The sequence below is a fragment of the Streptomyces sp. NPDC058579 genome, assembly GCF_042718575.1.
GTDB lineage: Bacteria > Actinomycetota > Actinomycetes > Streptomycetales > Streptomycetaceae > Streptomyces.
Genome location: NZ_JBHXPI010000063.1, coordinates 1 through 17,047 on the forward strand (window position 1 = coordinate 1; position 17,047 = coordinate 17,047).

A 17,047-nucleotide genomic window follows, 5' to 3' on the forward strand; every position below is an offset into this window, starting at 1 on the left:
ATGCGGTCAGTGACGCGCTGGACGCCGTGGAGGTGGCCGAGAGCCACGTAGTCGATTCCGTCGAAGACGTCGGCGCCTACATGGGCGACGCCGCCCACGGTGATGTCGCGTTCACTGATGGATTCTTCGGTCCTGTCGCGTTCTTCCGGCTGTCCGGTGCCAGGAGTGACGAAAGCGTGGGCGAGGATCACTGAGCGGGTACCGGTCGGCTGGTTGCTGGTGAGGTCAGCGCGGATGCGGTCCAGGGCTGCGGTCAGCACGGCGCGGTGGGAAACGGCTTCTACTTCCAGGACCGTGCGGACCATCGACGGCTCGAGGTAGGGGATGCCGTATACGGCAACGGGGCCGTCGGCGTCTTCGAGGAGGACGGGGGTGTCGCAGGTGGCCGGGTCGGTCCGCAGGTGGATTCCGGTGCGTGCCAGGAGACCGGATGCGACACCGAGGCGGTGCGCGGAGTCGTGGTTACCGCTGATCATGATGATCGGCACGTCCAGGTCCGCGAGCTGGTGCAGGGCGTGGTTGAACAGGCGCACGGCGTCGAGGCTGGGGATGGCCCGGTCGTAGATGTCGCCGGCTACCAGGACGGCGTCGACGTTCTCGGTCCGGGCGGTGTCGACGAGGAATTCGAGGAAGACGCGCTGGGCGGGTACCAGGTCTTCTGTATGGAACCGGCGGCCCAGGTGCCAGTCGGACGTGTGGAGGAACCTCATGCGCGTAGACCTCGAGCTTCGTCACTCAGTGTGATTGTCAGTGCCGCTCGGCCCGCGCGATGGCCACCCGCCGGCCTTGCTCGCGCTCCCGCGCTTCGAGTTCGGTGATTTCGCGGCGGAGTTCGCGGCGCTGGTAAAAGCCACCCTGACCTCTTCGTCTATCCCTGAGACCAGGCGGTGACCGTCTCCTATGCTCTGGCCGTGGAGGGATATCAGGGGCAGATCCGGTGGTACGCGACTCCGTCGGGGACGTAGCGGCGCCATTCCTCTTCGGTCAGGGACCGGCCCGCGATCGTGCAAGCCTCGTCGGTGAGGGTGGCGAGGTCGTTGAAGGCGTCGGTGTCCCACAGCCGTATGGTCTTGTCGGTGCTGCTGGTGGTGAGGGTGTTCCCGTCCGGGGCGAAGAGAGCCGAGCGCAGTACGCCGGTGTGGCCGGTGAGGATGGCCAGTTGCTGGTAGGTCTGGACGTCCCACAGGCGTACCGTCCGGTCGTCGCCGGTAGTGGCCAGGGTCTTGCCGTCCGGGCTGACGACGGCCGACCAGACGATGCCGATGTGGCCGTTGAGGGTGGCGAGGCGGCGGTGGGTGCGTATGTCCCACAGTCTCGCTGTGGCGTCCCGGCCGCTGCTGGCGAGGGTTTTCCCGTCCGGGGTGAAGGCCACCGTCTGCGCAGAGTCGGTGTGACCCGCGATCGTTGTGGTGAGGCTACGGTGCTGCACATTCCAGAGCCGCAGTTTGCCGTCCCAGCTTGCCGTTGCCAGGCTGCTGCCGTCCGGGCTGAAGGCTACGGAACTGACCATGCCTTTGAGCCCGTTGAGGCTGCCGAGGAGCTTGTGGGTCCGTGCGTTCCACAGCTGCACGGGCGAGAGCGCACGGCCGCGGGTTACGAAGGTACTGCCGTCGGGGCTGAAGGCCATCCAGCTGGCCGTGCCGGAGATAGACGCCAGCTGCTGGTGGGTCCGTACACTCCACAGGCGGGTCGTCCCGTCCGTGTAACCGCTGGTGGCGAGGGTTTGGCCGTCGGGGCTGAAGAGGACGCGGATAACGGGGCCGCGGTGACGGTCGAGGGTGGCAAGGCGGCGGTGGGTGCGTACGTCCCACAGCAGGACTGTCGGATCGCCATAGCTGCTCGCGGCGACGGACCTGCCATCCGGGCTGAACTGCACCGAGTTCACCTCGCCGATGTGTCCGGTCAGGCGGCCCAGCGTGCGTCGCGTGCGGGCGTCGTACAAGTGCACGGTCCCGTTGCCGTCACCCGTCGCGAGAACCTTGCCGTTCGGGCTGTAGGCCGCCGGGCGTCCCGAACCGGCTGGCCCGGCGAAGGCGGCGAGTGGCCGCCCGACCCGCATGTCCCACAGTCGGACCGTGGCGTCCCCGGACCCGCTGGCAAGCATCGTGCCGTCCGGGCTGAACGCGAGTGCGTCCACATGCCCGGTGTGGCCGGTCAGCATGGTCACGGCCGTGCGCACGCGCACGTCCCACAGCCATACGGAGCGGTCCTGGCCTCCGCTCGCTAGCGTCCGGCCGTCCGGGCTGAAGGCCAGGGCGGACACGGTACCGCTCTGGCCGGTGAGGGTGGCCAGCGAGCGGTGGCTGCGTACGTCCCACAGGCGCGCCGTGGCGTCGCTCGCCCCCGTGGCCAGCGTGTCACCGTCTGGGCTGAACGCCAGCGACTGGACCCAACCTGTGTGACCGCTCAGCATGGCTGTGCGGCGCTTTTCCCGTATGTCCCACAGCTGCACCGCGGACTTGTCGCTGTCGTTGGTGCCGTGGCCGGCGACGGCAAGGGTCCTCCCGTCCGGGCTGAATTCGAGGTAGGAGGGCAGAGCGCCGTCGTCGTTGCTGTAAACCTGGAGTTCGTCGATCCTCTGATGGGTGCGGGTGTCCCAGAGCACGACCTTGCCCCGCTTGCCTGCGGTGGCGATCACGTCTCCGTCCGGGCTGAAGACAGCCGGGCTTCCGACGCCGGGCAAGGCGGCGGTCTCCTTTCGCGTATGAACGTCCCACAGCCGCACCGTCCAGCCGTCATGGCTGGTGGCGAGAGTCTTGCCGTCGGGGCTGAACGCTGCCGTCTGCACCTGGCTGCTGCGGCCGTCCAGTGCAGCCACCTGCTGACGCCCTGCCATATCCCATAGTCGTGCTGTGCCGTCGTTACCACTGGTCACGAGGGTCTTGCCGTCCGGGCTGAAGGCGGCCGACTTCACCCCTCCCGTGTGTCCCGTGAGCGTGGCCCGCAGAGGTGAGGAGACCATCGACAGGAGCTGGGCGCGGGTCTGCGGAGTCGGGGAAATACGCTGAGCTGCAAGGGCGAGGCGAGCTGCCAGGGCTGGGTCGGCGTTGGCGTACTGCCGGCTCTGCTCCGTCAGGCTCCGAGTGGCGGCCAGGGCCCGCTGCTCGCTGCTGCTGCGGGCGTTGAGGGCGGCCAGGCCGGCCGCAACGAGGACGAGTGCGCTGAGCACGGCGAAGCCCGCGAGGATCAGGCGGCGTCGACGCGCGAGACGCTGCTGGACCTGCTCACTGGCCTCGACGAACTCGACCTCTTCGCCGGGCACTTCGGTGACGCGTGCGCCGATCCACCGCCGCGCCTCCGTGATCTGCTCCCGGCCAAGGACCAGTTCACGCGGCCGGCCCTGTTCCTGCCAGGAACGCAGGGAACGGCGCAGCGCCTCTTGCCAGCTGCGGAACTCCCGGTTCTCCTCCACCCAGCCTTGCAGCCGCTCCCATTTCTCCACCAGTGCCTGGTGCGCGAGTTCAGCGGTGTCACGGCCCGTCGGACGGCGCGTCACCACGACCAACCGCGTGCTGGCCAGCCGGTGGATCAACGCCCAGTCGCCCTCGGAGAACTGGGTGCGAGCGGCAACCCGGCGGGTGTCCGGGCCGCGCTCCCCGGCGTCCAGTTCCTCGCCGGGACGTACGAGCTGGATGAAGATCCGCTCCAGCGCCTGCCGCTCGGCGTCGTCCGCCCAGTCCCACAGACTGCGCTCCGCATCTCCTGCCAGGGCACCTTCTACGCCACCGAGCTCCTGGTACGCGGTGGTGGTCAGCCACCCGCGTTCCTGCCGCTCCCATAGTCGGCTCAGGGCGTACTCCAGCATCGGCAGCGCGGCCGGACCGGGCGGGGTGTCCCGCAGGAGCTGCTCGACCAGGCCGTTCGCGAACCGGACCCCCGCGTGCCCCTCCAGCGGCCGGATGATCGCCTCTTGCAGCTGCATCCGCATCATCGGCTGTACCACCACGGATGTGGCGTCCCATGCCGCACGGAGGTGGGGAAGCTGCTCGATCTGCCGGAGAAAGTCGATCCGGGTGACGACCACGGCCTGGGCGGGACGGCTGCCGTCCGTGCGGCGAGCCGTCAGAACCCCGAGCATGGCGTCCAGCCGAAGGGCCGTGTCGGGTGCGTCCACGAGTAGCGATTCGAACTGGTCGGCCACCAGCACCAGCCGGGACCGTCTGCCGTGGCGGGCCAGTGTCTGCTCCGCGGCGGCACGGATGCCCTGCTCATCGGTGAGCTGCCGAGCCAGCGCCAACCAGCGGTCGTGCCAGCCGGCCTGCATGGTGTCCGCGTCTCCCGCCGAGGCAAGGGCCCAGGCCAGCAGCTCCTCAGCGGACAGGCGCAGCCCGTGGGGCAAGCGGGCGATCACGTACCGCTCTCTGTCGAGGCGCCCGAGCAGGCCGGCGCCGACCAGCGAGGACTTGCCAACACCTGAGGGTCCGAACACAGGCAGGATGGGTACGTGCTGCTCTTCGAGGAGTTCGATCAGCTGCTGCGTCTCGTTCGTCCGGCCGTGGAAGACGGCGCGGTCGTGCTCGGTGAAAGCCAGAAGTTCGCGGTAGGGGCTGTCCGCCAGCAGCTTTCTGCGCAGCTGAGGCCATTCCCGGGCGAGGGACTCCACGGTGAGAGCGTAGCCGGTCCGGCGCCGCTGGTCCCCCTCGACGGCGACGACGATGCCGATGACACCCCCGTATTCCTCGTCCCACACCGGAGCCCCGCTAAAGCCTCCTGCCAGCGGGAACGGTGCCTCTTCGTCGCAGGTCAGCTGCCACCAGCCGGTACCCTCGCGGCCCTCGACGGTGCCGCGGGTCCAGATCCCGGCGTCCTTGCTGCCGCCCCTTCCCGGATACCTCGGGAAGCCGAAAGCCCGCCAGCGGTGCCCGGCCAGGTCCTCCGCCTCCACGATCCGCAGGGGTACGGCGTCCGGCGGGGGCTCGCCGTTCAGCTGCAGGACGGCTACATCGCCGCTGCTGTCGCCGGCCACAGGAACGCTGAAGTGCACGGAGGCTGAGGCCTCAGGACGCCCGGGCAGCAGCGGGAAGTCGAGGGTGACCGGCAGGAGGTCCGGCAGCGGTTCGTTGTCCGGGAGGCCTGCGGTGGCGGCGACGACGTGGGCGCACGTAAGGAGCAGCCGGTCGGGGATCAGGAACGCCACCCCGACCGGACGGCCGTCGTGAAGCACTCGGGCCGTCCCGCGCTCCCACGCGGAGTCCGGTTCGCCGGGCAGCGTCACGTGCCGCCCTCGGCGCGGCCCCACTCCAGCTCCAGCTTGATGTGCGCGTCCCCGGATCCCTTCGCCACGACCAGGCCTGCCTCCGCTGTCACCCGCAGTCCGAACTCCGCACGTACGTGATCAGGCTTGCGTGGCAGGTCCGCCAGTCGCTCCAACATCGCTGCGGCTACCCGCTGCACCCGGGCCATGCCTGACTCGAACGTGTCGGCTGACGTCTCGAAGAGTTCGTCGCCGCGACTCGCACGGATCACCCCGGACCCCTGATCGTCCGGCAACTCGACAACGAAGACCTCACCATCTTCGAAGGGGACATTCAGGTACACGCGATGACCTCTCCGTTGCTCAATCAAGTCATGTGTAGCGTAGGGCAGTTGTGCAGTCCTGTGCACGGAACCTCTACTGCGAGGGGCTGGGGTCCGGGATCAGGATCGTGTTCGGGCCCGGCTCCTGGCAGGAGAACACCCTCACCGCGACCGCCGCCGAGTCTGGGGTGCCCACTCCGACTGCTTGCGCCTCACGACCACTGTGATGGTCGGCGTGAAAAATGACTTGGCTATTCGTCACTCGTGTCAGCACCAGCCCGTCACGGCATGTCAGTGTGAACTACCAGGTCGTTGGGCTACTCCGCTGACAACCTGAGGACGGATCTCCACTGACACGCCCCCCACCGACCATCCCCCTGTGTCAGGGGCCGTCAGGGGCCGCCAGGAGCCGCGTGGGGGCTCGTGACGGGTTCCTGGGACTCGTCCTGTGTCACCAGCGACTTCACCGAACCGAACGACAGTCGAATGATCGGGCGGAAGAATGCGTCTGTGATTGAAGTCATCAGTGCAGTTGGAGGAGTTGCTGTCGCCATAGGAGCGCTCGCCGTCAGCTATCTCGCTCACCGGCATCAAGTGACCCGAGGAGCCGCCGCGGGGGCGACCGAGGTAGAACAGGCAACGCGTCAGGCGGAGGCAGAACGGCGGTCTGTGCAATTTCAGGCTTCTCACGTCCAGGCCCAGGTTGCCTTCAGGTGGTCCTCGCTCGCTGCCGGAGAGCAGATAGCGGAACTGCGCCTGACCAACCACAGCAGCCAGCCCGTCACTCAGCTCCGCGCCGAAATCGCCGGCGCGTCCGTCCCTGAAGCATCCGGATCCTTGGCGGCGGGCCAGGTGCGAAACTTCATCGTTCCGCGAGACGCCTTTTACAGAGCGGGCGAAGCGCTGGACGTGTACTTCACCGGTGTGGCGGGCCTGCACTGGCATCGCAATGCGAGAGGCCTACTCCGACAGGGCACCGTAGGGGAGTCTGAGGAGTGGTCGTGGGGGCCCTACGAGGCCCCGACGGTACTCACCAATTTCGTCCCCCCGGCGAGGAGGGCAGTAGTGGGCAGGCGCGGCTACTACCGCCGCACCGCGCCTCCAAGGCCTCGACGGGGGCGGTCCTGCATTCCGTTCCTCCTGCCTGCGGTCCTCCTGGTCGTCGCTGGCTGGCTCATCGTCCGCTGGCTGGCCTGAGCACCCCCACAAAGGCCTGCTTGGGGTGGTTTCCGGCTGCCCGTCAGGATCAGCTTCGCGGAGAACGCATGGGCTAAAGGCGCCCTCGACGGCGGACCATGTCCTGGTACCGGGCGATGGCGACGATCGGACCGCCGGCTGGGGCGGCGAGTTCGGGCGCGTGCATGGCGCACGCCTACACGTCCCTCCCGCCCAAGACGGCCACGATCAGGGTCGGTGTTCCGTTCGGTTTCCTGGTGACGCCGCAGGTGGTGCATCGGCGGCTACGGGCCATGAGTGCGCTCCTTCTTCGAGGGTGTGTGGCAGGGGCAGTCACAGCGGATCGTGAGGGCCACGTCGCCGTACACGGTGACGACCGGGCCCGTCTTGCAGAGCTGGTGGAGGTCGACCCGGCACTCGGGCCGCACGTGGTGGTGCGCGCTCACTGGCCTGGGCCGATGCGGGGCATGTCGTCGACGAACACGTACATCGGGAGCGCGCCGCCAAGGGCCGCGCAGATGCGGTGGGCGTAGATGTGCCGGCCGTCCTTCTGGACGCGGACGCAGCAGGCGGCGCCGGGGTTCGGGCAGTACGTGCAGGGGCGTCCGCTGGGGCTGGGGAGCGTCCCGCGCTGCCGGGGCCTGAGCGTCATGAGGCGCTCCTCCCGTCGAGGTCACGTGGCTGGTGACGTCGACGGTAGGAGCGCCGGGGGCGGGGAAGGGGTAGGAAACTACCCCCTTGTCTCAGGCGGCCAGGAGGCCGACCTTGACCACGAGGTCGGAGGCCCGGCGTCGGCGGTTTGCGGCGCGCGCCGAACATTCCTCGAGGATCAGGACCTTGGCGTAGCCGTTGTAGCGGATCGTCTCCGGGGCGGCCTCGTACGCCTTCTCCAGGGTGGCGATGGCGACGTCGGGCTGGCCGTCGAGCTGGTAGCCGCGGGCTTCCTCGATCCGGTGCCGGGCGCGGCGTGGGCGGGAGGGGATGATGGTGGCGTCCGCGCGGGCGGCCTGGCGTACGGACTCGGGTCCCGCGTGCAGTTCGACGGCCACGGTGAGCGCGTGGGCGCCGATGATGGCCTGGGAGAACGACGTCACGGGGTGGAAGTAGCCCGTGGGCAGGGCCTTGGCCATCCTCCTCGCCTGGCTCCAGTGGTCCCATGCGGTGCCCTTGCTGCCGCGGCGGGCGGCGGTGTAGCCGGCCTCGAACCGCAACGCCCCCGCGATGGCGAGGACCTGGTCGCCGGCGTCCGGCAGCAGCGGGGCGAGGTGCTCCAGCGCCTGCATGGTGACCGCGTCGGCGGCGTCGTAGTGCCCGGGTCCGGAGTCCCGGTGCGCCTGGGCCATCAGCCACGCGGAGACGCCGATGGCGTGCGGGTCGGCGGACTGGGCGGCGGCGACCGTGCTGCGCTCGGCCACCCGCCAGAGCAGTGACGGGTCGGATGGTACGCCAGGAAGAACTGGCTGAGGCTGTAGACCTCGCTCAGCACCGCCTGCGCCGCGCGCCAGTCGGCCGGCGCCTGGGCATGCTGCACGGCGAGCTGGGCGTCCCGGATCAGGTCCGGCAGGAGCGCGCCGAGGATCTCGCGGTGGTTCGGCGCCTCGTGCTTCGACTTCCACGCGACGGCGAGGCGTGCCGCAAGGTGCTCGGCACGGGGAGGCACCGAAGAGACGCTGCCGAGGGGCAGCGCGTCGACCGCCGCACGAACGGCGGCGAGACGGGGATGACCGGGACCTTGGAAGAGCAGGGCGGGCATGTCGGCGCGCCCGGTGAGGTCGGAGAGATCCCGGACGCGCAAGGCCTCGGCGGCACGGAGCACCGTGTCGATGCCGGGCGCCTGGATGCGGCCGTTCTCCACCTGCTTGACCCAGTCCGCCGACCTGCCGATCAGGCCCGCGAGGACCTCGCGAGACATGCCGCGCCGCTCCCGGAGGATCTGCATTCGCTGCCCGAACCGCAGGGGGTCTGCGTACGGTTCGGGGGTGGCATCAGATGACACGGCCTTGCCCCTCTCTGCACAGCTCGACACCGCCAGGGTATGGGGCGAGACCTGGGTCGTGTGATCCAGACCGCAGGAATTCACCCCGGCCTGCAGGGCCTGGCCACCCGCGGATTTCCGGCGGCCGGTCGTACGATCCGGCCGTGGCTGAAACGAATCTGCACGGCATAGGAACAACACCGGACGCGGCGTACGCGGAAGTACTGCGGCTCCAGGACGAGTTCGGCCGGCCGACCCCAGGAGGGCGGCTGGCCCGAGGAGCAGCACGCCCACCAGCTGACCTAGAGACAGTGCCGTGCAGGTCGCGCAGCTCGACGCCGCGTTGAACGAGATCGCCGCTGGCTCTATTGGTGAGGATCGAGAGCACTCGTCGATGAGCGACGAGAGCACCCCATAGTCCGGCGGAACGGTGTTGCCGAGTTCTGGCAGCGCCTCGGTTCTCGCCTCACACTCGGCCGTGTGCTGCTGCTCACGGCATCAAAGGCTGCCGCCCGGTGAGGCGCGCCGATGCCCATAGGAAGGCGGTCTATCCGTTCGGGAGGCTGGTGACGTCCTGGATCTTCTGATCGAAGGTCACGCTCACCACAACCTGGTACGGCACGATGTGCACCGATCTATCTGGGAGCAGCACGCGGGCTTCGCCGCACTGCCAGATGCGCTTCCAGCCCAGCACGATCCGAACGGCAGTCCGTTCGGGGACCGTGACGCCGATTTCCTCTTCGAACAGGTGTGTACTGCCGATTGCGAGGGAGAGGGTGCGCTGCAGTTCGGCTTCTATGCTTCCCTTTGCCGAGAGCCAGAGAAGGTTCGCGCTCACGTTGCCGCCCAAGGTTTCGCTGCGGTCCTCGCCTAGCGTCAGGGTTCGGGTCCACTCGCGGCTGGCCTTCAGGCTGCGTGTAACGGGGGCAGGGCTGGCACGGTTGTCGATCAGCCGCACGTCCTCGCCGAGCAGTTCCTCGATGCGCCTCATCTGCGTGACCCCCAGGACCCTGGCGTCCGCAGCGCCGGAACCAGAGGGCTCGGGCATGGACGGGTCTCCCAGACGGCGCAGCAGAATTCTGTTCACCCACGGCCCCGCAAGGACCTCGCTGTCGAAGCGGACGACCTCACCCGGTCCTACCAGGATCTGCAACGCCTCGCTCTGCCCAGCTCTGCCCATCAGCGAAAATGCCCAGCGCAGTTGCACGCGGTGGGGGCCCGACGGCACGGGGAAGATGGCTTCTCGACCGGCACGCAGCAGTCCCACCCGAACATCGTCGATCCACACCCTAAAGACATGAAGGGCCTCCGAGCGGTCTCGGCGTATTCGTATAGTCCCACCAGGCACAGCTAACTCTTCCTGACTGCTCATCATGTAAGTATGGCGGGGCGTCACGGGCCGACACCGGTGAACCAGACGCAGCACCCATCAAGGCCCGAGCCGATCAAGCTCTTGGACCTCTGACCACGGGGATTCTTGCGCCCCGGTTCCGGCCGACAGGTAGACGGGCTCGCCATCGGCAGGTACCGCGTCAGGGACGTCTAGCACCTGCGCAGATGAGACGGGGCGACCGCCGCCCGCTGCCCGCTGCCCGCTGCCCGCCACGACGTCAGCACTCCGCGCCGACTCCGCGAACAAGCCCGTAGACAGGCCGATCGACCGGGTCGCGCCCAATTTGGGGATCTCCGGCAGGCCACCGACTACACGACGCCGCTCTCGGTCCTCGCCGACACTTGACGAGCCACCAGGCGGCATCTGCTCTCCAGGCTCACTGACAATCGCTCCCCGCTCTCACCGACGTAGCCACCGCGCAGCTGCACGACGCCGACCCCGAGCTGTACCCGAAGACGATCTGGGCGGACTTGCTGTGCGGCGAGCACAAGTCGCTCCACCGCCGCCGGGTCCTTTGGGGAGTTCGCCGCCGGATCGCCACGGACGGCACCGTGGCGGAGAAGGGCTACCTGAGCTCGGTGAAGGTCCTGGCTGAGGGCGTCGACACCCGTAACTGCGACTCCGTCTACTGGGCGGACGTACGCGGCTCCATGCCCGACCTCGTCCAGGTTGTGGGCCGCGCTCTGCGGATGCAGCCGGGCGAGGGCAAGACGGCCTCGCCCGTCGTGCCGGTGCTGCTCGGGCCCGGAGAGACGGCGGACAACATGCTCACGTCCCGGGCGTTCGGCGGGCTCGCCAAGCTCCTGGAAGCGCTACGGGCACACAACGCCAGGATCGTGGAGAGGCTCGCGGAGCAGCCGGCCCCGAGCCGCTACAAGCCCGTCAACTAGAGCGGGAGGAGTACGGGCGGGAGCGGTGAAGGCTCCGGAGGCGCCGGTGCCCCCACCAAGGCCCTGCTGAAGTTCTCCACGCCCCGCGACCCGGCCGCCCTCGCGGCATCCATCAACCTGCGGGTTCTCAACCCCGAGCACGAGCACTGGCGGCGCGGGGTGGGCGGGCAGGGGACCGTCGGCGGGTCCAGTCGCGCGGGGCGCGGGCACGGCGCAGGGCTCCGGGCGGGAAGTCGTCGTAGGGGCCGGCCGGCATGGCGGGATCGAATATCGAGGACACGATGAGCCTTCTGCGGGGCAGGGCGGGCCGGACGAGGTGTGAGGCACATCGTCAGTCCGGGCGGCAGGCGTCGGTGGGGTCGATGGCCTGATTGACGCGGTCGCCGATGGCGCGCAGGGTGCGCTGCTGGGCCTGGGTAAGGGGGTCGAAGACGAGGCGGCGGACCTCCTCGACATGGCCCGGGGCGGTGGCTACGACCTTCTCCCAGCCCGTTTCGGTGAGGATGGCCAGGGTGTAGCGGCCGTTGTCCGGGTCGGGGGTGCGGCGCACCCAGCCTTGCTTCTCCAGGCGCTTGACCACGTGGGACAGCCGGGAGAGCGAGCCGTTGGTGAGGATCGCCAGGTCGCTCATTCGCATGGTGCGTTCGGTGGCCTCGGACAGGGTGGCGAGGACCTGGTACTCGAAGTGGCTGATCCCGGCGTCGCGCAGCAACTGCGCGTCCAGCGCGTTCGACAGATTGATCACCATGGCGGCCAGGGAGAGCCAAGTCTGGCTCTCCTCGGCGTTCAGCCAGCGGGGTTCATGCGTGTCCATAACCCCATCCTAGCTTGATCCTTCAAGTCAAATCCCACCCACTCACTTGACGCTTCAAGCGTGTCGGGTTAGCTTTGAGCTTGAAGATTCAAGTCAATGGATAGGAAATCCCCTGATGAACACCGCCTTGTGGATCGTTGCGAGCGTCCTCGCGCTCCTGTTCTTGATGGCCGGCCTGATGAAAATCAGCCAGCCACGCGAGAAGCTGGCCGCCTCCGGCATGGCCTGGGCCGGGGACTTCTCCCCGGGCACGGTCAAGGCGATCGGCGCCATCGAGGTACTCGGCGCCTTGGGGCTGATCCTCCCGGCCGTGCTGGGCATCGCACCAGGCCTGGCGGCCTGGGCCGCCCTCGGACTCGCGGCGACCATGCTGTGCGCCACCGCCGTGCACCTGCGCCGGAAGGAAGCGAAAGCCCTCCCGGTCACGCTCATCCTGCTCACCCTGGCCGCGATCCTCGCCTGGGGCCGCTTCGGCCCTCACGCCTTCTAAGCCTCTCCCCTCTCCCCTCTCCCCTCTCCCCTCTCCCCTCTCCCCTCTCCCCAGCATGATCTTGTAGGAAGGAACTGGCGCACGTATCTCTCTACTCCGCTCCGCAGTGCACTTCCACGAGCACGCCGACACAGACGCTCCTCCGCCGGGGCCGGAACAGCAGCGCCCTCTCTCGCACGCGTGCGAGAGAGGGCGCGATCCAGTCGATGAGCTGCTTGAGACCGGTCGCGCGCGAGCCTGTGCCTTGGCCTCGCATCCCACTGTCGGGCCGCGCTTCTGACGAGTTGAGTCAGAAGCCGTTTCTGGCGCAACACATCCGGGGTCGCGATCGCGGAGGGTCAATCAGCGGCTCTCTCGCTGGCTTCCGGTGCCATCGCCACGCAGCGCGGCACGGACCAGAGCAACGTCCGTAGCGGGGATGGCGAGTTCCCAGTAGCGATCAGCGGCTTGCAGGGACAGCAGACGGAACACTCCCTTGTCGACCGCCCCACTTCCCGGGCCGGCGACCAGGCCCGCCCCATGAACGTGGAACGGAGCAGTCAAGGGCACGTCTTCACCGGATCTGCCGAGGACTCGAAGCGGCCGCCACACCACTGGCGACGCTGCGGCAGGATCCAGAATCAGCGACCCCTGACGGAAACGGTGGCCGTCACGGACGAACGCGGAGACCTCGCGAGTCCCTCCAGTGTTCAACACTACGACGTCCGCCTCGGCGCGATACCGAGTGTCTCCTGCGAGCTGCTCGATGAGCCGACTCGGATGCCGGAGCAGATCCGTGAAGGACTGCGTCCCCGCGGCCCGTCGTGCCTTTCGTCCCACCATTGCCCCCTGCATCGCGGTCGTATCCAGGGTAGCGACGGGGCCTACGGGATTGCCTCCCCCCAACAACTTTCGCAGCAGGCCCAAACGCCTGGCACGCGCTCCCCCTGTAGCCCTTCGGGCACAGGAGGGGCCCCACGCTGCGTTGTCGGGGTCGTTCGAGTGCGCCCGGCAGGAGGACGACCCTCCGCCTTGCGACCGCACGCACCCGACGCCGCAGGGCCCGCCGTTCGGGCGGACGGCGCTCCTTTCGCGACACGCCCTGGGAACCGAGAGCCGGGATACGCGCGGACGGCAGCAGCGGCCCCTCTGGGGCATCGCTTGCAACTGGTGCCCCAGAGCTGGAACGGCTCGGCTGTCAGTGCCGTCCCTTACGTTGTCCAGTGCCTCGCAGGACACATCCAGTGGCTTGCGGGGGCGGGCAGTTGTCGTCGGGGGGCGGGCACAGGTGTGTCCGCGGCGCCAGCAGTGGTGGGCGCCGGAGCAACGGGGGAAAGTCCGGTGAGGAAGCGTGCGTTCGCTGTCGGGGGAGCTCTGGCCGCGCTGATGGTGGTCACGGCCGGCTGTGCGCAGGACCAGCCGCCGCGGCCGGTCGCGGCGGCGTCGGCCGGGATCCGGCCCCTGACCGATGTCGAGCAGCTGCGGATCGCGGACGCGCAACAGCGTCTGATCGGGAGCTGCATGACCCGCCAGGGGTTCAAGTTCTGGGAGGCCGAGCGGCTGAGCCTGGAGGAGAGCCGCACGGTCGGCTATGTGCAGGACGACGTCGACTGGGCCCGCGAGCACGGGTACGGCAGCCGGATCCAGGCCAAGGAGGACCGGGCCCGGCAGGCCAACCCCAACCTGGCCTACCGCGCGTCGCTCTCTCCCCAGCGGCGGGCGGCCTACGACAAGGCCCTGGACGGCGGGCTCGACGCGCCGGTGATCTCGGCCGGCCTGCCCGGCGGCGGGACGATCCGCAAGAAGGTCGGAGGGTGCGCCGCCGAGTCCGAGAAGCGGCTCTACGGCGATCTGACGACGTGGTTCCGCGCCGACAAGGTCGCGGCCAACCTTCGGCCGCTCTACGTTCCCCAGGTGCTGAGGGACGACGAGTTCAAGGCGGCGCTGAACGCCTGGGCCCGGTGCATGGAGCGGGCAGGGCACTCCTACGCCGATCCCGCCGCGGCCCGGCGTGCCGCCGCCATGCTGCCGGACGCCGGCACCTCCGAGAAGTCGTTCGCCACCGAGCGGGAGATCGCCACCGCCGAGGCGACATGCGCGCGTACCGCGTCCCTGAAGACCGTCGGCGCCGAGCGGGAACGTTTCCACGTGGACGCGCTGCGCGACCGCTACGGCGAGGCGATCGACACCAGCCGCCGGATCCAGCACGAGGCGTTCGCCCGCGCCGCGGAACTGGTCGGTCCCCGGACCTGACCACCACAGACCCTCCACGGCCGACCGGCCATGGAAGCAGCATGTACATGACATGTACGTCAAACGGGAGAGAACCATGCGAAAGAAGCTGACCACCACCGTCGTGACGCTGGGCCTGACGGCCCTGGGCCTCACGATCCCGACGACCGCCCAGGCGGCCTCCGGCTGCAACGCGAAGTGGCCCGGCCGCGACGGCCACGTCCGCGCCTGGGACGGCTACGACTGCCAGGGCGAGCTGCTCGGCGCGACCGCCGGCAACGACCGCAGCTGGGGCGACGTCGAAGGCGCCTTCCAGGACCAGGACTACAACCGCGCGTCCTCCGTCATGAACAGCGGCTACATCGGCGGCAAGGACGTCGTCGCCTTCTACTGGATCTTCGGCATGGACGGCTCCTACGCCTGCCTCTCACCCAACGAGTACTTCGTCGACAACCTCTCCCGCAACCACTTCAACAACGGCGAGAACATGGACAACTCCATCGGCTCACACCGCTGGGTGACCGCCTCCGAGTGCGCGGCAGGCACCTGGATGAGCTGACCCCCACATGACCCGGGACGGCGCGACGGACCAGACTGGCGCGCCGCCCCGGACCCCAACCCACCGAAGAACACACCCCAGGGCATGCGGGCAACAGGCCATGGCCTGGTCAACGAGGCTCGGCAGCGGGAAGGTCGCGCTGATCACAGTCATGCCCGGCTCCCGCTTCACGGCAGGACACCCCAAGCCCTTCGAGCCGGCGGTCCGCTTCACACCGCTTCGCCCCCCGTTACGGGGACCGCAGGGCACAGCCGCGTACGCGCAGCGGGAGGTCCGCGGTCCGGACGATCTCGAGCACCTTGCGCTGTACGCAAGACCTGACCAGCCGGGTGCCCGAGCGGCAGGCGACCCCGCACACAGACCAGGATTCTCAACACATCCGCAGCATTCCCGTCGAACTCGCAGGAAAGCAGTTCAAGAGGCCTGACGACACATCAGACCCCGACCGAGATGTGCCCCAGTGACTTCGCCGATCTCCGGGAACAGCGTCAGGCGACGGGCTCCGGAATCAGTTGGTGATCACTCGGCTCGTGGATCGCCGAGCCCAAGGTGACGGCGCCGCGCGTGGACGCGGGCCAAGAAAAGGGAAGGCGGGAACAAACGGGGCGTTGGCAGGATGTCCGAGCTCGGCACCCGACGGGAAAGGACCCCGACGACCGTGGCTCGTGCCATCACCTTGATCCGCTCCGCCTCCCTGTCCGACACCGCCGAGTACGCCTACGCAGCCACCGCGCCCGCCGAATCACGCCTGATCTTCCTCGCAGGGGCGTGTCCCCTGAACGACGACGGCTCCACCGCAGCAATCGGGGACTACGCGGGCCAGGCAGCGAAAGCCATCGAGAACATGCAGGCCGCTCTCGCCGCCTCCGGTGCGTCACTCCAGGACGTCATCAGTACAAGGGTCCTCGTCGCATCAGCCCGGCGAGAGGACCTGGTAGCCGCCTGGGAAACAGTCCGGGACTCCTTCGCCGGCTCACCCGGATGATCACGGGGACCCTCGACCTGCACCTGGCCCGCTACCCCGCCGACGAATGGGCTCAGCTCGCATCCGCCCAGCTCACAGGCGTCCGCGCGACCCTCGCACAGCTCACCAAATAGACCCGCTACCAACCCTGCCGCGCGCGTCATGCCTGCTTCCTCGCGGCGCCGAAGCCGATGTCCCTCCGACACCACGATCGCCGAGTGGGCCCTGATCGAACCCCTCTTACCAGTCCCTGCCTGCCAGGCCAAGACCGGCGGGCACCCGGAGAAATGGCCTCGGCGGGACATCGTCGACGCGATCCGCTACATCGTCGACAACGGTGCCAAATGGCGGGCCTTACCAGCGGAATTCCCACCCTGGGAAGCCTGTTACGGGTTCTTCCGGAGGTGGAACCGGGCCGGCGGGTTGGCCTATATCCGCGACCAGTTGCGTCGGCGGATCCGTACGGACAAGGGCCGGTGTCCTCACCCGGTCACGCTGATCATCGACTCCCAGTCCGTGAAAGCCGCTGAGACCATTCGAAGGCGACGCGGGGTTACGACGCCGGGAAGAAGATCAACGGACGCAATAGACACATCGCGGTCGACACCCTGGGCCTGCCCGTGATGATCACGGTGGCACGCTGACATGACCGACCGGGACGCAGCCCGCGAACTGCTCTGGCGCCTGCGACTCACCCAGCCGCAGATCACCCAGGTCTGGGCCGACTCCGCCTACGCCGGCCAGCTCGTCAACTGGGCCGACGACCGCCTCTGGCTCACCCTGCGGACCGTGTCCCGCCCCCACGGTGCGAAAGGCTTCGTCATGCTGCCCCGCCGCTGGAAAGTCGAGCGGACCATCGTCTGGCTGATGAACGTCCGTCGCAACGTCCGCGACTACGAACGCCTCCCGCAGCACAGCGAAGCGCACCTGAACTGGTCACTCATCACCCTCATGACAAGGCGCCTCGCCCGCAAGCGCCGGGAACTCCTCAGTCCCACCCAAGAGCTGACCCGCAAAGGGGCCTGGGCAAGTTGGTCGAATGGACCGGGATCGTGAAC

General features: G+C 68.6%; 10 protein-coding genes and 3 pseudogenes. 6 read left to right on the forward strand and 7 right to left on the reverse strand.

Annotated features, from left to right (window positions below; translation table 11 throughout):
• The 6 genes and pseudogenes from ACFWRO_RS35130 to ACFWRO_RS35155 all read right to left on the reverse strand — a co-directional run.
• On the reverse strand, window positions 1-710 hold a 710-nt coding region (locus ACFWRO_RS35130; RefSeq protein WP_384518137.1), incomplete at its 3' end, for an exonuclease SbcCD subunit D.
• A gap of 212 nt (window positions 711-922) precedes the next feature.
• Window positions 923-5,215 (reverse strand): trypsin-like peptidase domain-containing protein, encoded by a 4,293-nt coding sequence (locus tag ACFWRO_RS35135; protein WP_384518139.1) that lies wholly within the window; start codon window positions 5,213-5,215, stop codon window positions 923-925.
• Entirely contained in the window at window positions 5,212-5,538 is a 327-nt protein-coding gene (locus ACFWRO_RS35140; protein ID WP_384518142.1) for a CU044_2847 family protein, read from the reverse strand. Before ACFWRO_RS35140 ends, ACFWRO_RS35135 begins: the two co-directional genes overlap by 4 nt.
• Window positions 5,539-7,135: 1,597 nt before the next feature.
• On the reverse strand, window positions 7,136-7,345 hold the full coding sequence (locus tag ACFWRO_RS35145) for a hypothetical protein (RefSeq protein ID WP_384518145.1): 210 nt from the start codon (window positions 7,343-7,345) through the stop codon (window positions 7,136-7,138).
• A gap of 91 nt (window positions 7,346-7,436) precedes the next feature.
• Window positions 7,437-8,689, reverse strand: a pseudogene (locus tag ACFWRO_RS35150) (helix-turn-helix domain-containing protein).
• A 526-nt stretch (window positions 8,690-9,215) separates the two neighbouring features.
• A complete protein-coding gene (locus ACFWRO_RS35155; protein ID WP_384518148.1) occupies window positions 9,216-9,935 on the reverse strand; it encodes a hypothetical protein in 720 nt (239 codons plus the stop codon).
• A 677-nt stretch (window positions 9,936-10,612) separates the two neighbouring features.
• Between ACFWRO_RS35155 and ACFWRO_RS35160 the strand changes: the two genes are divergently transcribed.
• Window positions 10,613-10,951: a hypothetical protein gene (locus ACFWRO_RS35160; protein ID WP_384518150.1), complete on the forward strand. Its 339-nt coding sequence runs from the start codon at window positions 10,613-10,615 to the stop codon at window positions 10,949-10,951.
• A 331-nt stretch (window positions 10,952-11,282) separates the two neighbouring features.
• Here the strand turns inward: ACFWRO_RS35160 and ACFWRO_RS35165 are convergent, their stop codons facing one another.
• Window positions 11,283-11,765: a MarR family winged helix-turn-helix transcriptional regulator gene (locus ACFWRO_RS35165; protein WP_384518152.1), complete on the reverse strand. Its 483-nt coding sequence runs from the start codon at window positions 11,763-11,765 to the stop codon at window positions 11,283-11,285.
• Between the two features lie 115 nt (window positions 11,766-11,880).
• Here ACFWRO_RS35165 and ACFWRO_RS35170 point away from each other — a divergent pair, with 115 nt between their 5' ends.
• The 5 genes and pseudogenes from ACFWRO_RS35170 to ACFWRO_RS35190 all read left to right on the forward strand — a co-directional run bounded on the left by ACFWRO_RS35170 (window position 11,881) and on the right by ACFWRO_RS35190 (window position 17,045).
• Window positions 11,881-12,255, forward strand: coding sequence for a DoxX family protein (locus tag ACFWRO_RS35170; RefSeq protein WP_384518155.1), 375 nt, complete (start codon window positions 11,881-11,883; stop codon window positions 12,253-12,255).
• A gap of 1,320 nt (window positions 12,256-13,575) precedes the next feature.
• Entirely contained in the window at window positions 13,576-14,487 is a 912-nt protein-coding gene (locus ACFWRO_RS35175) for a hypothetical protein (RefSeq protein ID WP_384518157.1), read from the forward strand.
• 76 nt (window positions 14,488-14,563) lie between these two features.
• On the forward strand, window positions 14,564-15,025 hold the full coding sequence (locus ACFWRO_RS35180) for a hypothetical protein (RefSeq protein ID WP_384518160.1): 462 nt from the start codon (window positions 14,564-14,566) through the stop codon (window positions 15,023-15,025).
• Between the two features lie 658 nt (window positions 15,026-15,683).
• Window positions 15,684-15,992: pseudogene (locus tag ACFWRO_RS35185) on the forward strand (Rid family hydrolase); the annotation flags it as partial.
• A gap of 159 nt (window positions 15,993-16,151) precedes the next feature.
• A pseudogene (locus ACFWRO_RS35190) lies at window positions 16,152-17,045 on the forward strand (IS5 family transposase).
• Window positions 17,046-17,047 lie beyond the last annotated feature (2 nt).